Here is a 22,965-nt window from a genome sequence, read left to right as displayed (position 1 = left end):
CGAAAAACCATGGCCGTCATCAATATTCACGTTCGCCACCTGGCCGCGTCGGCGGCGGAGGCCGGCTCGCTGCTCGACTCGCTCGCGAGCGAGGACGACAGGCTCTGGCCCGCGCCTGCTTGGCCACCCATGCGCTTCGATCGCCCGCTGAGCGTGGGCGCGGCCGGTGGGCACGGTCCGGTCCGCTACACGGTGGAACGCTACGAACCCGGTCGGTGGGTGCGCTTCCGGTTCACCGGCCCGCGCGGCTTCGACGGCTTCCACGAATTCACCGTCCAGCCGACTCCCGGCGGCGTCGACCTGATCCACCTGCTCGCCATGCACGCCCGCGGCCCGGCCCGCCTGACCTGGCCACTGGCCTACCGCTGGATGCACGACGCGTGCCTGGAGGACTCCTTCGACCGCGCCGAACGCGCCCTCACCGGGTCGGTCCGGCGGCCCGCGCGCTGGAGTCCCGTGGTGCGCGTGCTCCACTGGCTCGCCGACCGTGCGATCGGGCCCGACGCTCCGGTATCCGAGTCCGGCTCGGCGACAACGGCTTCTGTCGCGGGTTAGCCGAACGAAAGCGGTCCCCGTCGGCGAGCGAGCCGTGCCGATCTCCGAGTCCGGCTCGGCGACAACGGCTTCCGCCATCGGTTGGCCAACCCGAAGGCGGGCTCCCGGGCGGCGATCCAGGCGTGCCGAGCTCCGAGACTGCCTCGGCGGCAACGGTTTCCACCTGTCGCGTAGCCGAGGCGGACGCTACCTCGACTCGACCGCCGCGGCTGCGGGCTCGTTCGTGTAGAGACGAGCCAGTGCTTCGAGAATTTCCGAGCACCCCGCGTCGATGGTCAGGGTGGCGAGATCGTCGCCGCGGGTGCGGCCGCGGTTGAGGATCACCACGGGACGGCCGTTGGCCGCTGCGCGGCGAACGAAGCGCAGGCCGGACATGACGGTGAGCGAGGACCCTGCGACGAGGAGGGCGTCGGCGGCGTCGACGAGGTCGAAGGCGGCGGCGACGCGGTCCTTCGGGACGTTCTCGCCGAAGTAGACGATGTCCGGCTTGAGCATGCCGCCGCAGCGGGCGCAGTCGACCATCCGGAAGCTGTCGGTGTCGGCGACCACGGCGTCGGCGTCGGGCGCGACCTCGACGCCGGTGGCGGTGGCCGACTCGGCGAAGCCGGGATTGGCCGTCTCCAGCCGGTCGGCCAGCGTCATCCGGGAGATCAGGGCGGAACAGCCGAGGCAGCGCACCCGGGCGTAGACGCCGTGCAGGTCGATCACCCCGCGGTGGCCCGCCTTCGTATGCAGCAGGTCCACGTTCTGGGTGATCAATCCGGTGACGACGCCGAGGCGTTCCAGCCGGGCGAGCGCGCGGTGTCCCCGATTGGGGCGGGCGGCGTCCATCCGGCGCCAGCCGATGTGGTTGCGCGCCCAATACCGTTGGCGGAAGGCGGCATCCCCGACGAACTGCTGGTAGGTCATGGGAGTGCGGGGCGGGGAATCGGGGCCGCGGTAGTCGGGGATGCCGCTGTCGGTGGAGATCCCCGCGCCGGTCAGCACCGCGACCCGGCGGCCGGCCAGCACCCCGGCCAACCGCTCCAGCTCCGCATCGTGCGACATGACACGCATCGTAGGCGCAGCGGAACGGAGTCCATCCGAGGACCGCGCACGGCCCGAGCCGAGACGGAGGTACGTCCTCAGTCCTCGACCGTGATGCTCAACCGGGGCCGCTCGGCGTCGCCGGGCCCGGCGACCCGCTCCCACACCGCCTCGATCAGCGGCGCGAGCAGCAGCTCGCCGAGCTGGCGGATGAGGACCGAGACGACCTGCGTCGACTCGCGCCGATCGGTGGAGGCCACGCCCGCCTCGCGCAGCCCGACCACTTCCCGTCGGGTCAGCTCGACCAGCGACTCGAGCAGCTCGATCCGCGTCCCGGAGGGCTCGAGCACCGCGCGCCGGACGTAGTTCACCACCGCGGGGTTGTCGGCCAGCATCCGCCGTACCGCCTCGTCCCGAGCGGTGGCGATCTGCACGGTGGCGCCCACCACCGGCACGGACGCGACGGCGTGTCCGAAGTAGTCGACGACCAACTGGTCGACCGCCGCCTCCAGGCCCGCCTTCGTCTTGAAATGGTGCTGGACGAGTCCGAGCGTGACCCGCGCCTCGGCCGCGACCGCGCGCAACGACACCCGTTCGGCGCCGTACTGGGCGTAGAGGTCCATGGCGGCGTTCCTGATCCGCGCCTTCGCGGTCAGATCCTCGTTGGTCGCCCGCGGATCAACCATGTGCCCTCGCCTCGTCGTTCCTGGATTCGGTGGCGGCGATTCTACGACGAGTAGTACATCGGCTGCGGTGATCAGTTGCGCACCAGCAGCACCACACCCGCGGTGACCAGGGCGAGGGCAATCGCCGCGAAGCCGTACACCAGGCGGTAGGGACGCAGGAAACCCACCACGCTGTCGACGGCGAAGCGGCCGGGACCGGCCAGCGCGATGGTGACGATGGAGGCGATGATCAGCACCTCGTACTCGACGCCTTTGGGGGCGAAGAACCCGCCGCCCCACCGGACGGAGATCGCGTTGAGCATGGTGCCGAGAACGGCGGCCGCGGCCAGCGGCGTGAGCAGGCCGATGGCCAGCGCGAGGCCGCCGAAGCCTTCGCAGATGCCCGCGAGGATCGCGGCCGCCTTGCTCGCCGGATAGCCTTGCGACTCGAAGAACTTGGCGGTGCGGTCGATTCCGGCGCCGTCGAACCAGCCGAAGAGCTTCTGCGAGCCGTGCACGGCCATGGTCAGACCGAGGGCAAGGCGCAGTACGAGCAGGCCGAGATCGGTGGGAAGCGTGCTGGCGGCCGTTGTCGTGGTCGGTGCTGCTGTTGTGGTCGTCATGTCGAGGTCCTCTCTGTGCAGCCGGTCTGCTGTCGTGGATTCGGTTGTCGAACCGGGTTTTCGGTGCTCAGCCGAGTTGAATGGAACGGCGTGCCATGCCGAACCAGTAGCCGTCGATGACGGTTCGCAGGTCGTCGAGGTCTTCTTCGCCTGCGCCGAGGCTGACGAACAGCGGTGCGAAATGATCGGAGCGCGGGTGCGCCCGCCGCGCCGCGGGCGCCTTGTGTTCGAAGTCGAGCAGGGCGTCGATGTCCCGATCGGCCAGCGCTCGCGCGCCCCAGTCGTCGAACTCCGCGGTGAACGAGTAGACCTGCTCGTCGTCGGGGGTCATCGCGCGCAGGTTGTGGGTGAAGAAACCGCTGCCCACGATCAGCACGCCCGCCGCGCGCAACGGCGCGAGCCTGCGGCCGATCGCCATGAGCCTGCGCGGGTCGAGCGTCGGCAGCGAGAGTTGCAGGACGGGCACGTCGGCGGCCGGATACATCTCTTTGAGAGGCACGTATGCGCCGTGGTCCAGGCCCCGCCCCGGTGCCTCGTGCACCTCGGCGCCGAGCAGTTTGCGCACCTGGTCCGCCAGCTCGGGTGCTCCCGGCGCCGGGTAGACGACCTCGTAATAGTGCCGGGGAAAGCCGCTGAAGTCGTAGATCAGCGGCGCCGTCGTGGTGGCGCCGAGCGCGATGGGCGCGGATTCCCAGTGGGCCGAAATCATCAGGATCGCCGTGGGTTTCGGCAGTTCGGCCGACCATGCGCCGAGTTCGGCCGGCCAGTGCGGGTGGTCGGCGAGCGGGGGCGCGCCGTGCGAGAGATACAGCACGGGCATCCGCTCGGCATCGCCGTCGGCCATGGCTCCTCCACTGCGTCGCTCGGATGCTTGTTCAAATTTGAACGACATGACCGTACCTCTTAGTTCAAATTTGAACAACAACGCTAGGGTGGCGGTGTGGACGAACCCAACTGGCTCGACGACGGCGAGATGCGCGCGTGGCACGGATTCCTCGCGGCGGGGGCCCTCGTCAACCGCGAGATCGAACAGCATCTGAAGCGAGAGGGTCTGTCGCACACGCAGTACGAGACGCTGGTCCGGCTGTCCGCCGCGCCGGACGGTGAACTGCGCATGACCGATCTCGCCGACGCGCTCTACACGTCCAAGAGCGGGCTGACCTATCAGGTCGCGCAGCTGGAAAAGGCCGGATTCGTCCGCCGCGCGGCCGCCCGATGCGACGAACGCGGCGTGGTCGCCGTCCTCACCGAGGCAGGACGGCGCCGGTTGGAGCAGGTTGCTCCAGGGCACGTCGCAACCGTACGCCGAGCGCTGCTCGATGTCCTCACTCCGGCCCAACAGCGGGCGATCGCCGATGGCCTCGGCGCGGTCGCCGAGCGGCTGACCGCGCGCTGAGCACAGCGCAAACAAAAGTGGGCGGGCCCATTGGACCCGCCCACTCGTCGTATGTCAGCGATCAGTTACCGCGCTGGTGCGCCTTCTGGCGCGCCTCGTCGACGCTGGCTTCGGCCCGCGCCTTCTCCGCGGCGGCCTCCTTTTGGGCGGCCTCACGCTGCGATTCGGCCTTGCTCTGCTGAGCGCGGCCTTCCTTCTCCAGATTTTCGTTGCCGGTGACGATGCCCGCGGCCTCCTTGACCTTGCCCTTGGCGTCTTCGACGACGCCCTTGACACCTTCGCGGGGACCGCTTTCGTGCTTCGACACGATGTCTACCTCCGAAATCTCGGTTATCGGCTGACACTGGCCGCATACCCGGTCCCTCGGATCTCAATCGCCGTGGCTCGAGCCCGCTACATCAGGTCGCCCACGCGGGAGAGGACGATGTCGGGAATCACCGCGTTGCGCGAGAGCCGGGTCGCAGCGTCATCAGAGGCGTTCGATGACGGTCGCGTTCGCCAGGCCGCCCGCCTCGCACATGGTCATCAGGCCGTAGCGTCCCTCGGTCTGCTCGAGGTGGTTGACCAGCGTGGCCAGGATTCGGGTACCGGACGCGCCGAGCGGGTGGCCGAGGGCGATCGCGCCGCCGCGCGGGTTCAGCTTGTCGGCGTCGGCGCCGAGTTCGTGCTGCCAGACCAGCGGCACCGGCGCGAACGCCTCGTTCACCTCGTAGGCGTCGATGTCGTCGATGCCGAGCCCGGCCCGGTCCAGGACCTTGCGGGTGGCGGGAACGACGGCGGTGAGCATCAGCAGCGGATCGTCGCCGAGCACGGCGAACGAGTGGAAGCGGGCGCGCGGGCGCAGGCCCAGCTTGGTCGCGGCCTCCTCGCTCATGATCAGCGCGGCCGAGGCGCCGTCGGTGAGCGGCGAGGAGTTGCCCGGGGTGATCGACCACTCGATCTCGGGGAAGCGCGCCTTGTACTGCTCGTCGACGAAGGCCGGGCGCAGCCCCGCCAGGCCCTCGGCGGTGGTGGTGGCGCGGATGGTCTCGTCGGCGGTCAGCGTGCCCGCCGCGACCAGTTCGCGGTCGAACCCGCCCGCGGCGGCGGTCTCGGCCGCCAACCGGTGCGAGCGCGCCGCGAACTGGTCGAGCGCGGTCCGGTCGAACTTCCACCGCGCCGCGATCACTTCCGCCGAAATGCCTTGCTGGACCAAGCCTTCCGGGTAGCGGTGGGCGATGGGCCCACGATTGGCGTCCTTGTCCTGCGCATTGGAGAACATCGGCGCCCTGCTCATCGACTCCACGCCGCAGGCGATGGCGATGTCGTAGGCGCCCGCGATGACGCCCTGCGCGGCGAAGTGGGCGGCCTGCTGCGAGGAGCCGCACTGGCGGTCCACGGTGGTGGCGGGCACCGACTCGGGGAAGCCCGCGGCGAGGACGGCGGTGCGCGAGATGTTGAACGCCTGCTCGCCGGACTGGGTGACGCAACCGCCCACCACGTCGTCGACCAGCGCCGGATCCAGATCGTTGCGCGAGACGAGCTCGGCGAGCACGCCCGCGAGCAGCGTCGCCGGATGCACCTCCGACAGGCCGCCACCGGCCTTGCCCTTACCCGAGGGGGTGCGGACGACATCCACGATGACGGCGGACCTCATAGCTGTCTCCGATCAACTAAGTTAACTGCCATTCTCGACTAAGTTAACACGGATTCACGCAGCTGCGGAACGGGGAACGGCCGAGGGCTCGTTGCGCGGCGTCCCGGGAGTTCGGCGCGGCGCCGAGACCGGCCGTAGCATCGTGCTACACACGTTCGGTGGCCGGCGGGGTGGTGGGCCGCATCGACATGACGAGGAGTTCATGGACAGCTGGCCGGTCACCGTCGCGATGCCGATGGTGCTGACGCTCATCATGTTCGGGCTCGGGCTCGGGCTGACGGCGAACGATTTCACCAGGGTGGTGCGGTATCCGCGCGCGGTGGTGGTCGCGCTGAGCTGTCAGCTCGTGGTGCTGCCCGCGCTGGCGTTCGGGCTGGTGCTCGCGGTGGGTCTGAGCGCGGAGCTCGCGGTGGGGGTGATGCTGCTGATGGCCTCGCCGGGCGGGGCGACGGCGAACCTGCTCAGCCATCTGTTCCGCGGCGACGTCGCGCTGAATGTGACTCTCACGGCGGTGAATTCGGTGCTCTCCGTGATCACCATGCCGCTGGTCGGCAACTTCGCCCTCGGCTTCTTCGAGCCGCCCGGCGCCGATGGTATCGGGCTGCAGTTCGGCAAGGTGGCCCAGGTCTTCGCGCTGGTGCTGATTCCGGTCGTCGCGGGCATCGTCGTCAGGCGGCTGCGGCCCGGTTTCGCCGACCGCATGGACCGACCGGTGCGGGTGGTGTCGGTGGGGTTCCTCGCGGTGGTCACGCTGGCGGCGCTGGTGGCCGAGCGAGGCAACGTGCCCGGCTATCTCGCGGCGGTCGGGCTGGTGGTCGCGCTGCTGTGCGTGACCAGTTTGGGCGTCGGCTATTTCGTGCCGAAGGCGTTCGGCGTCACGCGCACCCAGGCCATCGCGTGCTCGATGGAGGTCGGCATCCACAACAGCGCGTTGGCGATGACCATCGCCATCAGCGTGCTCGGCGACATCCGGATGGCGGTGCCCGCGGGGGTCTACGGCATCGTCATGCTGCCCATCGCCTACCTGGCGGGCACGGCGATCAGCCGCAGGATTCGTCGGGACGAGACGCCCTTGGTGACCTCGGGCGCCTGAGCATCGATCAGTCGCGAGAGCCGGAAATCTCCAGCTCCCGGACATTCGGCGGCGCGGCCGGATCCGCGCCGGTCACCTCCAGCCGGACGAATCGCGCGGCGACCGATTCTGGGAGCGCCCCGGTCGAGGGGTCGGCGGCGACGGCGGACCACGCGTGCCCGTCCTCGGACACCGCGACAGACGCTGCCGCGGGCGCGAATTCGCCGAAGCGGGGCAACACCCGCTCGACCCGGGCCGAGTCGCCCAGATCCACCGTGAGGCTGGCGTGCGCGCCGTCGGGCGCCCACCCGGTGGCGGTGTCGCCGTCGACCGCGGCGTTCGGATAGCGGCCCCGCTCGGTGGACGAGCCGGTGATCGGACGGCAACGGGCGAGGTTGTCGGTGGGGGCGCGGTCAGGGCGGCGGGTCTCGACCGTCAGGGGATCGCCGGGCGTGGCGGTGCGCGTCCCACTCGGCGTCCGCAGCGGCATCGGATCGCCGCCGGTCACCGTCACCGTCGTGCGCTCCGCGCCGATCACCGCATCGAAAGTGCGTCCCTGCCAGTGCATGCCGCGCAGCGTCACGCCGCGTTCGAACTGCGGTGGCAGCGTCGGGTTCACCTCGACGGCGTCGCCGCGCAGCCGCAGTCCGAGCAGTCCGTTGGTGAGCGATTGCAGGAAGCCGCCCGCCGCGGTGGTGAAAGTGAACGCTGGTGCGCCCGCCAGCGGATCGCGGGCGCCCGCCTTCGCGCCGCGCGCCTCGGCGAACTGCGCGAACGGCGGCCGCACGAAGGGACGGGCGGCGCGGTCCAGGAACGTGTGACTCGCGCAGCCCGGCGCGCCGATCTCCGCCGCGTCGATGGCGTGCACGGAATCGGTCATCGCCGGACCGTCGGGATCGGTTCGCGCGGAATAGTATTCGAGCACCCGTGCCGCGACGTCGGTCGGCATCGGCCATTCCAGCGGGTAGATGAGCAGCACGGTGTCGGCCTGCTTGATGGGAGTGCCCGCGTAGCCGTCGAATTGGGCGAACACACCGTGCGCCGCGTCGAAGGGCATGCGGAGACCGTCGGCGACGGCGGTCCACTCCGCGGGGTGCGGCGCGCCGAGAATCTCCGCCGCGTGCACCGCGTTGCGCAGGGCGCGCGCCGCGACCGCGTTGGTGTAGACGCTGTCGTCGACGCCGTTGCTGTACTCGTCGGGGCCCGAGACATCGCGCAGCGAGAAGCTGCCGTCCGGATTCGGTGTCACCCGTGCGGCCCAGAATGCGGCGACGGCGCTCATGATCGGCCAGCTCCGTTCGCGCAGATATGCCGTGTCGCCGGTGGCGAGGTAGTACTGCCAGGCCGCCAGCGACACGTCGCCCTGGAGGTGGATCTGATCGAGGCAGTGCGGCGGATCCCAGCTGTGGCATTCGTCGAGATCGCCGTCCGTCGCGCTGGTCCAGGGGTAGAACGCGCCGGGGAAACCGAGTCGCCGGGCGTTGTCCTTCGCCGCGGGCAGCGTCTTGTACCGGTACTCCACAACGGATCTCGCCAGCTCCGGCGCGAAATACAGGAGAGCGGGGAACATCCAGATGTCGGCGTCCCAGAACACCGCGCCCGCGTAGTTGTCGCTGCTGAGCCCGACCGGCGAAAGACTGTTGTCCTGTGCCGGATTGCTCGCCGAGTACAGCGAATACAGCGCGCCGCGCGCCCAGGATTGCACATCGGGTTCGCCGGGGATCTCGACGTCGCCGCGCCACAGTCCCGCCCACGTCGCGGTGGTCTCCGCCAGCAGCGCGGCCCAGCCCCCGTCCGCTGCCCGCCGCGCGGCGGCCAGGGCGGAAGCGGCGGGATCGGCTCCGGTGCGCGCGGTGTCGACGCCGACGAATTTGGCGGCCGTGTAGGACTGGCCGTCCCGCACCGTGATTCGCGCCTGCTGGCTCGCGCTCAGGTCGTCGCGCGGCGGTGACGGCGCGATCGCCGCATCGGGCCCGGCGTCCATAACGGACACCATCGAACCGGCGAATTCGGTTCCCGCCGTGCGGAATCCGACGCCGACAGCGGCGTCGCCGCGCGGCCCCGCGCCCGTCGGTACGACCCGTCGGGCACCTGCTCCGTCGAGCAGATCGGTGAGCACCAGCTCGCCGGACCAGCGCGGCGTCAGGCGCAGCCGCACCGCGCCGACATGCTGATCGGGCCGGGCGGCGACCACGTCGTACACCAGGTCGGTGGCCCGGCCGTCGGCCGTCGTCCAGGTCGCCTCGGTGCGCACCAGCCCGCAGCGCAGGTGCAGGGTCTGCGCGAAGTTCGTGATCCGCGCGGCGGGCGTCGCGGGAGAGTAGGTCTCGTCGCCGACCCCGACCAGCAGACCCGACCAGTTCGGGATGGCCGCCGCCACCTCGCGGTCGTCGGCCACGCCGGGGGTGTGCCCGTACAGACCGGCGACGAACGCGCCGTCGTAGGCCGGGGTGTACAGCGGCCAGCCGGTGGGCTCGTCGGTCCCGGCGTAACCCGTCCCGCGCGGCGGCACCCGCAGCCCGAGATAGCCGTTGCCGACGAAGGGATGACCGTCGATCGGGGCGTCCACGTCGGTGTTCGTCGGTGTCCATCCGGCGGTCTCGACGCCGATGCCTGGGCACGCCTCATCGCGTCCCGCTGCGGCCTCGTCGTGCCCGGCCACCAGCGCCACCGCCGCCACCAGCGCCAGCACCGTGCCCACGGCGATCGCGAGCAGGATCGGCCGGAAAGGCCGGGCCGAGAAAGACATCGCACCTCCCGTCGTACGCGGCGGCGCCCGCGCGCACGGTCGATTCACTCGGACAACTCGTGGACGGCCGAACCGATCTCGGCCCAGGTTTCGCGATGAAGCTCGTACCAGGAGGGTTTCCCCGTTACCGCCGATCGACACGCCCGTGCCGCGAATCGCGGCCTACCAGGCCTGGTTCGGTGCGGGCATATCCTGTCGGCTGTTGTTCGTCTCCATCGACCACGGCCGGATCGGGCCGGGAGAGGCAGGCCGGATGCGTGCCATCGCGTTCTACGAGTTCGGCGAACCCGACGTACTGCGGCTGGTGGACATCGCCCTGCCGGAGCCGACCGGCGCACAGGTGCGAATCGCGGTGCGCGTCGCGGGGGTCAATCCCGCCGACTGGAAGATCCGTTCGGGCGCATTGGTTTTCGGTGAGCCGAGCTTTCCGCAGTTCCCCGGCGCCGAGGTGGCGGGCGTGGTGGACGCGCTCGGACCGGACGCGACCGGCGTCGCGGTCGGCGACGAGGTGATCGGCTGGACGAGCGGCGGCTATGCCGAGTACGCGCTGAGCGCCGAGGTCGCGCCCAAGCCTGCGGACCTGGCCTGGGCGGATGCCGCCGCGCTCCCGGTCGCGGTGAGCACGGCGGCGAAGGTGCTCGACTTGCTGCGGCCGCGGGCGGGCGAGACCCTGCTGGTCAACGGTGCGTCGGGTGCGGTCGGCTCGATGGCGGTGCAGCTGGCCCGCGCCGAGGGCGCCACCGTCATCGGCACGGCCGCGCCCGCCAACCAGGATCTGGTGCGCGCGCTCGGCGCGATCCCGACCCCGTACGGCGACGGACTGGTCGAACGGGTGCGCGCACTGGCTCCCGACGGTGTCGACGCCGTGTTCGATGCCGCGGGGTACGGCGTGCTGCCCGCCGCGATCGAACTGCGCGGCGGCACCGATCGCATCGTCACCATCGCCGATGGTGCGGCGGCCGAACTCGGCATCGTGTTCTCGGCCGGTCCGGGACCGCGTTCGGCCACCCTGCTCGGTGCGATCGCCGAGCGTGTCGCGCGCGGCGAAGTCCGTCTCCCCGGCCCGGCGCGCGTCTTTTCGCTGGCCGAGGCGGCCGCGGCGCAGCGGGAGATGGAGCACGGCCGCGGACCGGGCAAGGTCGTCTTGACCGTCGAGTGACGGGGCCGTCACTAGGCTGGAGCGATGCGACCGCCTCGGATCCGCAAGCCGCCGCCCGGACTGGCCAGCGATCTCGACGTCTGGCTGATCGGCCGGAGCGCGCGGGTGCGGCCGACGCGCGCCGACCGGCTGCTGCGCAGCCTGAGCACGAGCGCCAATCACAGTCGGCTCTGGATCGGCATCGGCGCGGGCCTGATCCTGCTCGGTAACCGGCCGCTGCGGCGGGCGGGCGCGCGCGGTCTGCTCGCGGTGAGTTTGGCCAGCGGGATCGCCAACGGCATCGCCAAGCCGGTGTTCCCGCGCCGCAGGCCGCCCGACGAGTCGGTGCCGTTCGTTCGCCGTCTGGTCCGGCCGCCGGTCTCGTCGTCGTTTCCGTCCGGCCACGCCGCCTCGGCGGCCGCCTTCGCGACCGGTGTCGCGCTGGAGAGTCCGGCAGCGGCCGCCGCGATCGTGCCCGTCGCCCTCGCGGTCGGCTATTCGCGGGTCCACATCGGTGTGCACTGGCCATCGGACGTGGTAGCGGGCGCGCTGCTCGGCTCGGCGGTCGCGCTGGTCACGCATCGGTGGTGGGCGGCGCGCGCCGACGAACCCGCGTTGCTCGGCCGCGCCGAGCAGGTAGAGCCGGCGCCACACGGGCGCGGACTGCTGCTGGTGACCAATCCACTGGCGGGCAGCGGCAACGGCGAACTGGCGTCGGCGCAGCTGCGCGACGGGCTGCCCGCGGCGCAGATCGTGCAGATCGATCCGGAACGCGATCTGGCGGCGCAACTGGACGTGCGGCTCGACCGCGCCGACGTCAGCGCGCTCGGCGTCTCCGGCGGCGACGGAACGGTCTCCTCGGTGGCCGAGGTGGCGGTCCGGCGCGGTGTGCCGCTGGCGGTCTTCGCCGACGGCACCCTCAACCACTTCGCCAGGGACGCGGGCGTCGACGCGGCCGAGCCGACCCTCGCCGCGCTCGAGCACGGCACGGTCGTCCGGGTCGACGCGGCGGAGGTGCGGTTCGACGACGGCGGTTCGCGGATCTTCGTCAACACCGCGAGCCTCGGCGGCTACCCCGACTTCGTGCGGCTGCGCGAGCGGTGGGAGCCGCGGGTGGGCAAATGGCCCGCGGCGGCCGTCGCGATGATCCGGGTCCTGCTCGGCGCGCAGCCGCTGCACACCGTCATCGACCGGGTTCCGACGGCCATCTGGATGTTGTTCGTCGGCAACGGCCGCTACGACCCCGCCGATCAGGTCCCGATGTCGCGGCCCGAACTGCACCGAGGCACCCTCGACGTCCGCTACCTGCGCGCCGACGTTCGCTTCTCCCGTACCCGCCTGATCTGGGCCGCGCTGACCGGCACTCTCGGCAGCTCCGCCACCTACGTGCGCAGAGAGGTCCCCGCGCTCGCGGTGCACGTCGCCGAGAACTCGGTATCGCTGGCCACCGACGGCGAAGTCGATCTTCGCGGAACCGATTTCGTCTTCGCCAGCCGCCCGTCCGCCCTGGCCCTGTTCCGTCCGCCGGAAGCGTAGGCGCCGCCGCGTCGCCGGTTTGCGTGTCCCCGCACGCGCGGTCGGTTTTTGTTCTAGCGTGATCACGGGTCGACGCCGAGAGGGGCCGTGGGATGCGAACGGGGATGCTGGGGCTGGCGGAGTTGCGGGAGCGGGTCGAGACGGGGGAACTCGACACGGTGCTGGTCGCGATGACCGACATGCAGGGACGATTGCAGGGAAAGCGCTGCGCGGCACGATATTTCGTCGACGAGGTGCTCGACCACGCGACCGAGGCGTGCAACTACCTGCTCGCGGTCGACGTCGAGATGACGACCGTCGACGGGTACGCCATGTCGTCCTGGGACACCGGTTACGGCGACTTCGTGCTGCGCCCCGACCTCAGCACGCTGCGGCTGACGCCGTGGTTGCCCGGCACCGCGCTCGTGCTCTGCGACGTCGAGCAGGTGCATCCGGCGGGTGCGCCGGTGGCGGCCTCGCCGCGCCAGGTCTTGCGCAAGCAGCTGGACCGGCTGGCCGAGCACGGGTTGCGCGCCTACGTCGGCACCGAGCTCGAGTTCCTGGTCTTCGACGACAGCTACGAATCCGCGTGGGACCGGGGATATCGCGACCTGCGGCCTGCCAACCAGTACAACGTCGACTACTCGATGCTCGGCACGTCGAGGGTCGAACCGCTCCTGCGGCGGATCCGCAACGAGATGGCCGGGGCGGGAATGTACGTCGAGTCGGCCAAGGGCGAATGCAATCCCGGCCAGCACGAGATCGCCTTCCGCTACGACGAGGCCATGGTCACCTGCGACAACCACAGCATCTACAAGACCGGCGCCAAGGAGATCGCCGCCCAGGAGGATCGCAGTATCACCTTCATGGCGAAATACAACGAGCGCGAAGGCAACTCGTGCCACATCCACCTGAGCCTGCGTGACGAGGAAGGCGAGCCGGTCTTCGCGGGCGACGGCAAGGACGGCACCTCCGCGCTGATGCGGCACTTCGTGGCGGGGCAACTGGACTGCCTGCGCGAGTTCACCTACCTGCTGGCGCCGAACATCAACTCCTACAAGCGTTTCGTCTCGGGCAGCTTCGCGCCGACCGCGCTGGCCTGGGGCCGGGACAACCGCACCTGCGCGCTGCGGTTGGTCGGCGAGGGCCCTTCGCTGCGGGTGGAGAACCGAGTCCCGGGCGGCGACGTGAATCCCTACCTCGCCGTGGCGGCTTCGCTCGCCGCCGGGCTGCACGGCATCGAGCGGCGGTTGCCGCTGGAGCCGGAGTTCCACGGCAACGCCTACCGCTCGCAGCGCCCTCGGGTGCCCAAGACACTGCGGGAAGCCGCTCAGCTGTTCGGCGAGAGCGCCGTGGCCCGCACCGCCTTCGGCGCGGAGGTGGTGGAACACTATCGGAACGCGGCGCAGGTGGAGCTGGACGCCTTCGACGCCGTCGTCACCGATTGGGAGCGAACCCGTGGATTCGAACGACTCTGACCCCGGCGCCCCGCGCCCCGTCATCGGCCTGCCGACCTACGTGGAGCAAGCCCGATTCGGAACCTGGGACACGCGAAGCGCGGTGCTGCAACACGACTACGTCGACATGGTCGACCGCGCGGGCGGCATCCCGGTGCTGCTGCCGCCCACGGGCGCCGCGCGGCCGGAACTGATGGAGCGGCTGGACGGGCTTGTCCTCACCGGCGGCGCGGACGTGGACCCGGCCCGCTACGGCGCGCGGCTCGGTGACGCCGCACTCGGCTACACGCGGCTCGACCGGGACGAGTCGGAGTTCGGCCTTTTCGGCCTGGCCCGCGCGGCCGGTGTGCCGATTCTCGCGGTGTGCCGCGGACTGCAACTGGTGAATGTGGCGCTGGGTGGCACGCTGATCCAGCACCTGCCCGATGTGGTCGGTCACGAGGAGCACTCGGGCGGCAGCGGCTCGTTCGGCGTCACCAAGGTGCTGACCGAGCCGGGCACGCTGGTGGCGGACCTGGCCGGGCCGGAGCTGCGGGCGCACTGCCATCACCACCAGGCGATCGACGCGCTCGCGCCCGGACTCGTGATCAGCGCGCGCTCGCGCGATGGGTCGATCGAGGCGGCGGAATTCCCCGGCGGGCCATTCCTGATCGGCGTGCAGTGGCATCCCGAGGCCGATCCGGCCGATGATCGTCTGATGCGGGCACTGGTGGTCGCGGCCGCGGCCTACCGGCGGACACGAGTCGGGTGAGAGGAGCGGACGACATGGCGGTAACCCAGGTGGTGAATCCCGCGACCGAGCGGGTCGTGGCGACGGTCGAACCGACGGACGCGGCGGGAACCGACGCCGCCATCGAGCGCGCGCAGCGCGCGGCGGCGCACTGGCGGGAGGTCGCGCCCGGCGACCGTGCCCGGCTGCTGCGCCGCTTCGCCGAGGCGGTCGACGCGGATCTGGAGCGGCTGGCGCGGCTGGAGGTCGACAACGCCGGGCACACCATCGGCAACGCTCGCTGGGAGGCCGGAAACGTCCGCGACGTCCTGCATTTCGCCGCGGGTATGCCGGAGCGCCTGTCCGGCAAGCAGATTCCGGTGGCGGGCGGCCTCGACGTCACGTTTCACGAACCGCTCGGCGTGGTCGGCGTCATCGTGCCGTGGAACTTCCCGATGCCCATCGCGGCCTGGGGTTTCGCGCCTGCGCTCGCCGCGGGGAACACGGTGGTGCTCAAACCCGCCGAGCTGACGCCGCTGACCGCGCTGCGGCTCGGCGAGCTCGCCAGGGAGGCGGGATTGCCCGAGGGCGTGTTCCAGGTGCTGCCGGGCAAGGGTTCGGTGGTGGGGCAGCGGTTCGTCACCCATCCCGCGGTGCGCAAGGTGGTGTTCACCGGGTCGACGGAGGTCGGCAAGCAGATCATGGCGGGCTGCGCCGAGCAGGTGAAGCGGGTGACCCTGGAACTGGGCGGCAAGAGCGCGAACATCGTGTTCGCCGACGCCGATCTGGAGCGGGCGGCGGCCACCGCGCCGTACGGCGTGTTCGACAACGCCGGCCAGGACTGCTGCGCACGCTCGCGAATCCTGGTGCAGCGCAGCGTGTTCGATCGATTTCTCGAACTGTTCGAGCCGGCGGTGCGCGGGGTGCGGGTGGGCGACCCCGGGGCGGAGGACACCGAGATGGGCCCGCTCATCTCGGCAGCGCACCGCGAGCGGGTCGCCGGATTCGTGGAGCCGTCGACGAAGGTGGCCTTCACCGGCCACCGCCCGGAAGGCCCCGGGTTCTGGTACCCGCCGACGGTCGTGCTGCCCACCGGGCCTGCCGATCGGGTGCTCACCGAGGAGGTGTTCGGTCCGGTGGTCGCGGTGCTCCCGTTCGACGACGAGGCCGACGCGGTGCGCCTCGCCAACGACACCGAATACGGCCTGTCCGGTTCCCTCTGGACCAACGACCTCGGCAGGGCGCTGCGCGTCTCCCGGGGCGTCGAGGCCGGCAACCTGTCGGTGAACTCGCATTCCTCGGTGCGGTACTGGACTCCGTTCGGCGGATTCAAACAGTCCGGCCTCGGCCGCGAGCTCGGCCCGGACGCCGCGCTCGCCTTCACCGAGACCAAGAACGTCTTCATCGCCACCCAGTGATCCATCGAACCCAGTGATCCACCGAGAAGGAGATGCGTTGCAGCGCTTACAGGATCGAGTAGCCGTCGTCACCGGCGGCGGCAGCGGGATCGGGCTGGCCACGGTGCGCCGCTTCGCGGCGGAGGGTGCCAAGGTGGTCGTGGCCGACATCGACGCCGCCGCGGGCGAGGCGGCCGCGGCGGAGGTGGACGGCCTGTTCGTGAAGGTGGACGTCACCGACGAGGCTCAGGTCAGGGACCTGTTCGAGGCCGCGGTCGCGGCCTACGGCGGGCTGGACATCGCCTTCAACAACGCGGGAATCTCCCCGCCGGAAGACGATTCCATCCTGACCACCGGCATCGACGCCTGGCGCCGCGTGCAGGAGGTGAACCTGACCTCGGTGTACCTGTGCAGCAAGTACGCCATCGAGCACATGCTGGTGCGCGGCAAGGGCTCGATCATCAACACCGCCTCTTTCGTGGCGGTGCTCGGCGCGGCCACCTCGCAGATCTCCTACACCGCGTCCAAGGGCGGCGTGCTGTCCATGAGCCGGGAGCTCGGCGTTCAGTTCGCCAGGCAGGGCATCCGCGTGAACGCGCTGTGTCCTGGCCCGGTGAACACGCCACTGCTGCAGGAGCTTTTCGCCAAGGACCCGGAGCGGGCCGCGCGCCGCCTGGTGCACATTCCGCTCGGCCGCTTCGCGCAGCCGGAGGAGATCGCGGCCGCGGTCGCCTTCCTCGCGAGCGATGACGCCTCCTTCATCACCGCCTCGCAGTTCCTGGTCGACGGCGGCATTTCGGGGGCCTACGTCACGCCGATCTAGGGCTTCACGGCCGCCCGGACGGGGTCATCGAGCCGGTCCGGGGCGCTCGGCCGTGTCCGCTTCGATCGAGCCTCCTCGTCGCCTGTGTGACGACAATCACATTCACCGGTTGTGGTGCAGGTGGCCGGGTATTCGCCGAACGGTGGCGCGGGTGCGCCGCCGTTTGGTCCGCGTGAAACCTGGGTATCGGTTTGTTCCGTGCCCGGCCCCCGTTTTTCGAGGTGGGCCGGACGGACGAATCGAGGCCCGAGGGGACGGGTCGGTGAGGAGACGGTCATGACCGATCGCGGACAGGATCCGACGCGACTGAGGCGCTCGGTGGCCGCGTCGGCCATGGGCAACGCCACCGAGTGGTTCGACTACGGCGTGTACGCGGCGACGGCCACCTATCTCACCGACGCGTTCTTTCCCGGCGAACTCGGGACGCTCGGCACCATGCTCGGCTTCGCCATCGCGTTCGTGCTACGCCCGCTCGGCGGCATGGTGTGGGGTCCGCTCGGCGACCGGATCGGCCGAAAAGCGGTGCTGGCCACCACGATTCTGCTCATGTCGGTGGCGACCGGCGCGATCGGCCTGTTGCCGACGCACACCTCGGCCGGCGTGCTCGCCCCGGTGCTGCTGATCGCGTTGCGGGTGTTGCAGGGCTTCTCTACCGGCGGCGAATACGGCGGCGCGGCAACGTATTTGGCGGAGTGTTCGACCGATCGGCGGCGCGGGTTCTTCGGCAGCTTCCTGGAATTCGGCACGATGGCCGGGTTCGTCGGCGGTTCGGCCGTGGTGCTCGCCTGCCAGCTCGCGCTCGGATCCGACGCCATGCACGACTGGGGTTGGCGCGTCCCGTTCCTGCTCGCCGTCCCGCTCGGCCTGACCGGCTGGTACTTGCGCGCCAAGCTCGACGAATCGCCGGTCTTCCAGGAGGTCGCCGAGAACCCGCACCCGCCGACCGGGCTGCGCGGGCTGCTGACCGGCTACCGGCGCGAGATCCTCACCCTCGGCGGGCTGGTGATCGCCCTCAACGTGGTCAACTACACGCTGCTCACCTACCAGCCGACCTACCTGCAGAAAACCATCGGGATGTCGGAGTCGGCCACCACCGCGATGATGCTGACCGGTCAGCTGGTGATGATGCTGGTGCTGCCGTTCTTCGGCAGGCTCTCCGATCGAGTCGGCAGGCGGCCGATGTGGTTGTTCTCGCTGATCGGCCTCGCGGTGTTCGCGCTGCCCATGTACTGGCTGATGGGGCAGGGCACGGCGTGGGCGATCGTCGGGTTCATCGTGCTCGGCCTGCTGTACGTGCCGCAGCTGTCCACCATCAGCTCGACCTTCCCCGCGATCTTCCCGACGCACGTGCGCTACGCCGGTTTCGCCTTCGCCTACAACGTTTCGACCGCGGCCTTCGGCGGCACCGCGCCGCTGGTGAACGAGGCCGCGATCGAATCGACCGGCTGGGTGCTCTTCCCCGCGGCGTACATGGTCGCCGCGTCGCTGATCGGCCTGGTCGCCTGGGTCTTCCTGCGCGAGACCGCGGGCACGTCGCTGCGCGGAACCGCGGTCCCGGACGCCGACCGCGAACCGCTGCCCGCGGTGGTGCAGCCCGCGACCTGATCCTGTCCGCAGAATCACAGCTCCGAGGAAAGGCCCCGCCACGCGGTGGCGCGTATTCAGCGCTGTCGCAGCCCGGCACCTGTAGCTGCGGCAGGCTGGGACGACCCGCCGGTTCACTCGCCGCAGAATCGAGGTAGCCAGCATGCCCACCGGCTCGGCCTGCTGCGCACCGCCGGTGTGGTCTATCAGTTCCGGCATTCCGACTTCCAGGACCATCTAGCGCATCATCCAGGTGTTCCGGAACAGGTCGGTCGAAGTGGTCGGGCACCGTCGGTTCTCGGCGGTGGCGGGGACGCGCGGGCGCCGAAACTGTAGCGGGCGAGCCTATTCCGCGGCAGGCTCGGTGTCCTCGTCCGGGTCTGGCCAGTCGTCGGCGATGATCAGCTTGCCGGTGCTCAGCATCTGGTCGTAGTGCTCGGCGACCAGCGCGGGGGGATAGGTCGGCCAGTACGAGACCGCGCCGGTGGCCTTGTCGATCACGCTGACCGAGCCGCCGATCACCGGTGGCGGCAGCGGGGAGTCTCCCTCGGGCACGGGACCGTGGATCGCGACGACGACGAAGCCGCCCTCGAATTCGGTGACCACGTTGGTGATTCCGGTCGCGCGCTCTTCCGGAGAGGACAGGTATTCGGCGGCGATGTGTTCGGCAGCGGGGAGATCCACCGGCGTGGTCGTTCGGGTGGGGTAGGCGTGGACTTCCATGGTGCGGTGGCGGGATCGAGCGGCGATCGACCGCCTGCTCCTTTCGTCGTTGCTGTGCAAGAAGATACGCCGCCCGCGAGTGTCTCAGTCGAACTGGACCGTGGCGAGCATGGCGCGGGCCAGTTCCTCCGGGTTCGTCGAGTCGGCCAGCGTGGAGTCCGTGAGCGCGCCCTCCCGCCACAGTGCGGCGAAACCGTGCACCAGCGACCAAGCCGCCAGCTGAGTGGCGCGTTCGCGCCCGTCGGTGCGCTCGGGTCGGAGGTCGGCGACGCCGGAACGCAGCGCCGCGCCGGAGCGGGTGCGCGCGGCGCGGAGCTCGGGATCGTCGGCGCGCAGCAGGTCGCGGCGGAACATCACGTCGAAGTGTCCGGGATGGTTCAGCGCGAAACGGACGTACGCGACCGCGACGTCGCGGAAATCCGGCCCGGCACTGTCGAGTTCGGCGCCGAGCAGGTCGTAGCCCTCGGTCGCCAACGCGGTGAGCAACCCGGCGCGATCGCCGAAGTGGTGCGCGGGCGCGGCGTGTGAGACGCCCGCACGTCGCGCGAGTCCGCGCAGCGAGATCGCGTCGACGCCGTCCGCGGCGATCTGCTCGGCCGCCGCGGTCAGGATCGCGGTGCGTAGGTCGCCGTGGTGATAACCGCTCTTCGCCATACCCCGATAGTGGCCGACAATCTTGTCGTTGACAAGTTCGGCGGTCGTCCTTAATCTTGCCACTGTCAAGATTGGTTCGTCGTAATCCCCAGGGAGATACTCATGGCCCCCCTCGTCGTCCTCGCCGTCGTCACCGCGCTGGCCCGCCTCATCGGCCTGCTCGGCGAGATCGCATGGCTCGCTTCGTGGTCCGACGCCGTTCGTCTCGGTCTCGCCGCCATGTTCGCGCTGACCGCGGGCGCGCACTTCCAGCAACCGCGCCGCTCGGCGCTGATCGAGATGGTGCCGCCCCGGCTGCCTGCCGCCCCGGCGCTGGTCACGCTCACCGGCGTACTGGAGATCGCGGGCGCTGTCGGCCTGTTGATCCCGGCTACGGCGGACCTGGCGGCGGCGGGTCTCGCCGCGTTGCTGCTGGTGATGTTCCCCGCCAATGTGCGGGCAGCGCGACGGGGTGTCGGCGTCAAGACGATGCCGCTGCCGCTGCGGACCCTCGTGCAGGTGGTGTTCCTCGGCGCAACCGTCCTGGTGATCGCCGGCTAGTACGAATTCCACTGCCGCGCTGCGACTCTGACCGAGATTGCCGATGTCCGGCGGGATTCGAGCGGCACCGCCCGGCTGCGCCGGACCGGGCGGCGCGAGGAAGGATGGAGCCATGTCCTTCACGATTACCGATGGGGTCGCCTGGGCGATCATCGGATCGCTGATCCTGGTGCTCGCCGGTAGATTCCTCCTTGTCCGCGACACCGTAATCGATTACCTCGTGAATCGGTTGCTGCTGTGCAGCTTGCTCACGCTGCTGCTGTACCGCTGGTCGAAGACGGGGCCGTTCGCTGGGGTGGTGGAGCAGCTCGCGATCGGATGTGTGGTGCTGTCGACCACCTATCTCCTCGGCATCGCGCGTCTCGAGGGGCCGAACGAGGACATGAGCCGGGTCCGGCGGCGCGAGCGGCGCTACTGCGCGATCGCACTGGCGTGTACCGCGGCGATTCTCTTCGCCGGGTGGTCGGCCGACGCGGAGGGTCTGGCCCTGGATTTCGGAATCGGTTGGCAGGGCTTCCTTTTCTTCCTCTCCTTCAGCGTGCCGATCACCGCCAACACGGTCCTGTTCGCTATCCGCGGGATTCGGGAGCTGCAAACCGGGAGCCGTGAAGCAGTCGAGAAGCTGGTCGCGCTCGCGCTGGTCGCCGTCGACGTCTTCTCCTGGACGAGTCAGCTGCTGTGCGTGTCACAGCTCGTGTTCGGGCGACCCGATCTGGGGCCACACTTGCCCCGTGTCGAATGGACCTTCACCGTGTGCATCGCCGCCAACGGTGTGCTGCTAGCACTGCCCCTGGCTACCGCATTGGGTGAGGCGGCCGGGCTGGACGCAGCGGGCCGCTCCCGCCGCAGGCTGCGCGTGCTGTGGCGCGACCTGACCGAGGCGGTTCCCGAAATCGTGATGCCGCCGGGTGTCGGCACCGGCAGCCACGGCCGGTTGTTCCGGATGACCGTGGAGATCCGCGATGCCATCCTCCACCTCGGGCCATACCTACCTCCAGTCCACGATGAAGGGGACGACCTGCGTGGTGGCCACGGTGAACTCGATCGATTCGCGCATCGGCTGGCGCTGGCGACCGCCGCGCGCAAGTCGGGTGCGCAGCCCGGAAACCCAAGGGGCGCAGAGCTACTCGAGCTACCCGCCCGGGACTTCGACGCCGATCTGCGCCAGCTGCGTGAGCTGTCTCGCGCTTGGGTGAGAATGCGGTCCTCGAGAATGCCCGCCGACGAAAGCGCCCGGCCGACCCTGTCCCCCCCTCCTAGGACAGGCCCGGCCGGGCTGAAATAAACAATGCCTTGGGGGTCTTGACAGCGGCTTAAAGGGGACTTAAAAGGGGTTAGGTGCGGGAGCGGGGGAGTTGGGTGAGGAACTCGGCGTTGGTCTGCGTCTGGCGCAGGCCCTCCAGCAGCAACTCGGTGGCGTGATTGCCGTCGACCGCGGCGAGGGTGCGGCGCAGCTGGTGGGTCGCGGCGAGTTCGGTGGGGGTGAGCAGGAGTTCTTCCTTGCGGGTGCTGGACTGGGCGATATCGACGGCGGGGAAGACGCGGCGGGCCGCGGTGGCGCGGTCGAGTTTGAGTTCGGCGTTGCCGGTGCCCTTGTACTCCTCGAAGATCACCGTGTCGGCAAGCGAACCGGTTTCCACCAGGGTGGTGGCGACGATGGTGAGCGAACCGCCGTTCTCGAAATTGCGTGCGGCCCCGAGGAATCGCTTGGGGAGGGCGAGGGCGGCGGCGTCGACGCCGCCGGAGAGGACGCGGCCCGAGGTGGGGGCGGCATTGTTGTAGGCGCGGGCGAGGCGGGTCAGCGAGTCGAGCAGGACCACCACGTCGCGACCGGTTTCGGCGAGGCGTTTGGCGCGTTCGACGGCGAGTTCGGCCAGCGCGATCTGATCACGGGGCGGGCGGTCGAAGGTGGCGGCGGCGACGTCGGCGGGAACGGTGCGGGCCAGGTCGGTGACCTCTTCCGGCCGCTCGCCGACGAGCACGAGAAGGAGCTCGCATTCGGGGTGGTTCTTGGCGATGCCGTGCGCGATGGCTTGCAGCACCGAGGTTTTGCCCGCCTTGGGCGGCGCGACGACGAGGGCGCGCTGACCCTTGCCGATGGGCATGACAAGGTCGGTGACGCGGGTGGTCAGCTCGTGCGGCTCGGTTTCCAGGCGCAGGCGCTGATTGGGGTAGAGGGGGATCAGATCCTCGAAGACGGGTCGCTTGCGCGCGCTGCCGGGGCTCTGGCCGTTGACGGTCTCGACGCGGACGAGCGGGTCGCGCTTCGCGCCGCGCTGCCCGGACTGTGCCGCACCGGTGACGAAATCGCCTCGGCGTAAGCCGTTTTCGCGGACGAGCCGGGGCGGCACGTGCAGGTCGTCGTCCCCGGGGAGGTATCCGTCGACGCGCAAGGTGGCTGTTGCGCCGACGATGTCGAGAATGCCGGCGACCGGTCGTTCGGCGTATTCGGCGCTGGTCTGGTGAGAGTTGTTGTCTTTCATGATGTTTCCTTACTGGGATAAGTGATGCGGTGGCGAAAGCCATGAGTGCGGAAGAGATCCGGTAAACCGCGATACCGTTCGGCGCGGCGGGCCGGTTCGGGTGATGGGTCCCGTTCGTCGCGAATCCGAGATCGCGGAAAAGGGGAGTTCGGAGTCGTCCGTGGGAGGAGTATCTACAACCACGAGGGCGACAGCGCCGAGGGTACCCGCCGCGCATCGA

At 70.2% G+C, this 22,965-nt stretch carries 21 protein-coding genes and 1 pseudogene; 12 read left to right on the top strand and 10 right to left on the bottom strand.

Translation table 11 applies throughout. The features are described from left to right. The first annotated feature begins 9 nt into the window (after window positions 1–9). Complete coding sequence (locus ACRWNM_RS32150) at window positions 10–555, top strand: SRPBCC family protein (RefSeq protein WP_431971904.1); 546 nt, start codon at window positions 10–12, stop codon at window positions 553–555. A gap of 186 nt (window positions 556–741) precedes the next feature. On the opposite strand, the gene ACRWNM_RS32145 is transcribed toward ACRWNM_RS32150, so the two are convergent. The 4 genes from ACRWNM_RS32145 to ACRWNM_RS32130 all read right to left on the bottom strand — a co-directional run bounded on the left by ACRWNM_RS32145 (window position 742) and on the right by ACRWNM_RS32130 (window position 3,713). Further along, window positions 742–1,602: an NAD-dependent protein deacetylase gene (locus ACRWNM_RS32145; protein ID WP_431971903.1), complete on the bottom strand. Its 861-nt coding sequence runs from the start codon at window positions 1,600–1,602 to the stop codon at window positions 742–744. 77 nt (window positions 1,603–1,679) lie between these two features. Beyond that, on the bottom strand, window positions 1,680–2,267 hold the full coding sequence (locus ACRWNM_RS32140) for a TetR/AcrR family transcriptional regulator (RefSeq protein ID WP_431971902.1): 588 nt from the start codon (window positions 2,265–2,267) through the stop codon (window positions 1,680–1,682). A gap of 71 nt (window positions 2,268–2,338) precedes the next feature. Next, window positions 2,339–2,869 (bottom strand): DoxX family protein, encoded by a 531-nt coding sequence (locus ACRWNM_RS32135; RefSeq protein WP_431971901.1) that lies wholly within the window; start codon window positions 2,867–2,869, stop codon window positions 2,339–2,341. 67 nt (window positions 2,870–2,936) lie between these two features. Further along, entirely contained in the window at window positions 2,937–3,713 is a 777-nt protein-coding gene (locus ACRWNM_RS32130; protein ID WP_431971900.1) for a dioxygenase family protein, read from the bottom strand. Window positions 3,714–3,809: 96 nt separating this feature from the next. Between ACRWNM_RS32130 and ACRWNM_RS32125 the strand changes: the two genes are divergently transcribed. Beyond that, entirely contained in the window at window positions 3,810–4,265 is a 456-nt protein-coding gene (locus ACRWNM_RS32125) for a MarR family winged helix-turn-helix transcriptional regulator (protein ID WP_431971899.1), read from the top strand. A 61-nt stretch (window positions 4,266–4,326) separates the two neighbouring features. On the opposite strand, the gene mbp1 is transcribed toward ACRWNM_RS32125, so the two are convergent. Together mbp1 and ACRWNM_RS32115 are read right to left on the bottom strand one after the other, a co-directional pair. Further along, on the bottom strand, window positions 4,327–4,572 hold the full coding sequence (mbp1, locus tag ACRWNM_RS32120; protein WP_431971898.1) for a microaggregate-binding protein 1: 246 nt from the start codon (window positions 4,570–4,572) through the stop codon (window positions 4,327–4,329). 162 nt (window positions 4,573–4,734) lie between these two features. Further along, window positions 4,735–5,901, bottom strand: coding sequence for a thiolase family protein (locus ACRWNM_RS32115; RefSeq protein ID WP_431971897.1), 1,167 nt, complete (start codon window positions 5,899–5,901; stop codon window positions 4,735–4,737). A 202-nt stretch (window positions 5,902–6,103) separates the two neighbouring features. Between ACRWNM_RS32115 and ACRWNM_RS32110 the strand changes: the two genes are divergently transcribed. Then, complete coding sequence (locus ACRWNM_RS32110) at window positions 6,104–6,994, top strand: bile acid:sodium symporter family protein (protein WP_431971896.1); 891 nt, start codon at window positions 6,104–6,106, stop codon at window positions 6,992–6,994. A gap of 7 nt (window positions 6,995–7,001) precedes the next feature. Here ACRWNM_RS32110 and ACRWNM_RS32105 read toward each other — a convergent pair whose 3' ends face one another. Then, window positions 7,002–9,722 carry a discoidin domain-containing protein gene (locus ACRWNM_RS32105; protein WP_431971895.1) on the bottom strand — a complete coding sequence of 907 codons (2,721 nt, stop codon included), beginning with the start codon at window positions 9,720–9,722 and terminating at the stop codon, window positions 7,002–7,004. A gap of 253 nt (window positions 9,723–9,975) precedes the next feature. Here ACRWNM_RS32105 and ACRWNM_RS32100 point away from each other — a divergent pair, with 253 nt between their 5' ends. The 7 genes from ACRWNM_RS32100 to ACRWNM_RS32070 all read left to right on the top strand — a co-directional run bounded on the left by ACRWNM_RS32100 (window position 9,976) and on the right by ACRWNM_RS32070 (window position 18,366). Then, the gene (locus ACRWNM_RS32100) at window positions 9,976–10,881 is read left to right on the top strand and encodes an NADP-dependent oxidoreductase (protein WP_431971947.1); all 906 of its coding nucleotides are present in this window, start codon (window positions 9,976–9,978) and stop codon (window positions 10,879–10,881) included. A 24-nt stretch (window positions 10,882–10,905) separates the two neighbouring features. Further along, window positions 10,906–12,396, top strand: a complete 1,491-nt coding sequence (locus ACRWNM_RS32095) for a bifunctional phosphatase PAP2/diacylglycerol kinase family protein (protein ID WP_431971894.1) — start codon at window positions 10,906–10,908, stop codon at window positions 12,394–12,396. A 92-nt stretch (window positions 12,397–12,488) separates the two neighbouring features. Next, a complete protein-coding gene (locus ACRWNM_RS32090) occupies window positions 12,489–13,853 on the top strand; it encodes a glutamine synthetase family protein (protein WP_431971893.1) in 1,365 nt (454 codons plus the stop codon). Then, window positions 13,834–14,583, top strand: coding sequence for a gamma-glutamyl-gamma-aminobutyrate hydrolase family protein (locus tag ACRWNM_RS32085; protein ID WP_431971892.1), 750 nt, complete (start codon window positions 13,834–13,836; stop codon window positions 14,581–14,583). The genes ACRWNM_RS32090 and ACRWNM_RS32085 overlap by 20 nt, the downstream gene beginning before the upstream one ends. Before the next feature lie 14 nt (window positions 14,584–14,597). Next, on the top strand, window positions 14,598–15,959 hold the full coding sequence (locus tag ACRWNM_RS32080; protein ID WP_431971891.1) for an aldehyde dehydrogenase family protein: 1,362 nt from the start codon (window positions 14,598–14,600) through the stop codon (window positions 15,957–15,959). Window positions 15,960–15,975: 16 nt separating this feature from the next. Further along, complete coding sequence (locus ACRWNM_RS32075; RefSeq protein WP_431971946.1) at window positions 15,976–16,761, top strand: 3-oxoacyl-ACP reductase; 786 nt, start codon at window positions 15,976–15,978, stop codon at window positions 16,759–16,761. 276 nt (window positions 16,762–17,037) lie between these two features. Further along, a complete protein-coding gene (locus ACRWNM_RS32070) occupies window positions 17,038–18,366 on the top strand; it encodes an MFS transporter (protein WP_431971890.1) in 1,329 nt (442 codons plus the stop codon). 324 nt (window positions 18,367–18,690) lie between these two features. Here ACRWNM_RS32070 and ACRWNM_RS32065 read toward each other — a convergent pair whose 3' ends face one another. Both ACRWNM_RS32065 and ACRWNM_RS32060 read right to left on the bottom strand, forming a co-directional pair. Next, window positions 18,691–19,029, bottom strand: coding sequence for a hypothetical protein (locus ACRWNM_RS32065; protein WP_431971889.1), 339 nt, complete (start codon window positions 19,027–19,029; stop codon window positions 18,691–18,693). 123 nt (window positions 19,030–19,152) lie between these two features. Continuing rightward, complete coding sequence (locus ACRWNM_RS32060; RefSeq protein ID WP_431971888.1) at window positions 19,153–19,722, bottom strand: TetR/AcrR family transcriptional regulator; 570 nt, start codon at window positions 19,720–19,722, stop codon at window positions 19,153–19,155. Window positions 19,723–19,824: 102 nt separating this feature from the next. Between ACRWNM_RS32060 and ACRWNM_RS32055 the strand changes: the two genes are divergently transcribed. Next, the gene (locus ACRWNM_RS32055) at window positions 19,825–20,262 is read left to right on the top strand and encodes a DoxX family protein (RefSeq protein WP_431971887.1); all 438 of its coding nucleotides are present in this window, start codon (window positions 19,825–19,827) and stop codon (window positions 20,260–20,262) included. A gap of 112 nt (window positions 20,263–20,374) precedes the next feature. Continuing rightward, the gene (locus ACRWNM_RS32050) at window positions 20,375–21,547 is read left to right on the top strand and encodes an MAB_1171c family putative transporter (protein ID WP_431971886.1); all 1,173 of its coding nucleotides are present in this window, start codon (window positions 20,375–20,377) and stop codon (window positions 21,545–21,547) included. Between the two features lie 49 nt (window positions 21,548–21,596). Here the strand turns inward: ACRWNM_RS32050 and ACRWNM_RS32045 are convergent. Then, window positions 21,597–22,700: pseudogene (locus tag ACRWNM_RS32045) on the bottom strand (transcription termination factor Rho, short form); the annotation flags it as partial. Window positions 22,701–22,965 lie beyond the last annotated feature (265 nt).

This window comes from Nocardia sp. bgisy134 (assembly GCF_965341865.1).
Classification (GTDB): Bacteria; Actinomycetota; Actinomycetes; order Mycobacteriales; family Mycobacteriaceae; genus Nocardia.
The sequence above is the reverse complement of the archived record's forward strand: the minus strand, read 5'-3'. Positions and strand labels throughout refer to the sequence as shown.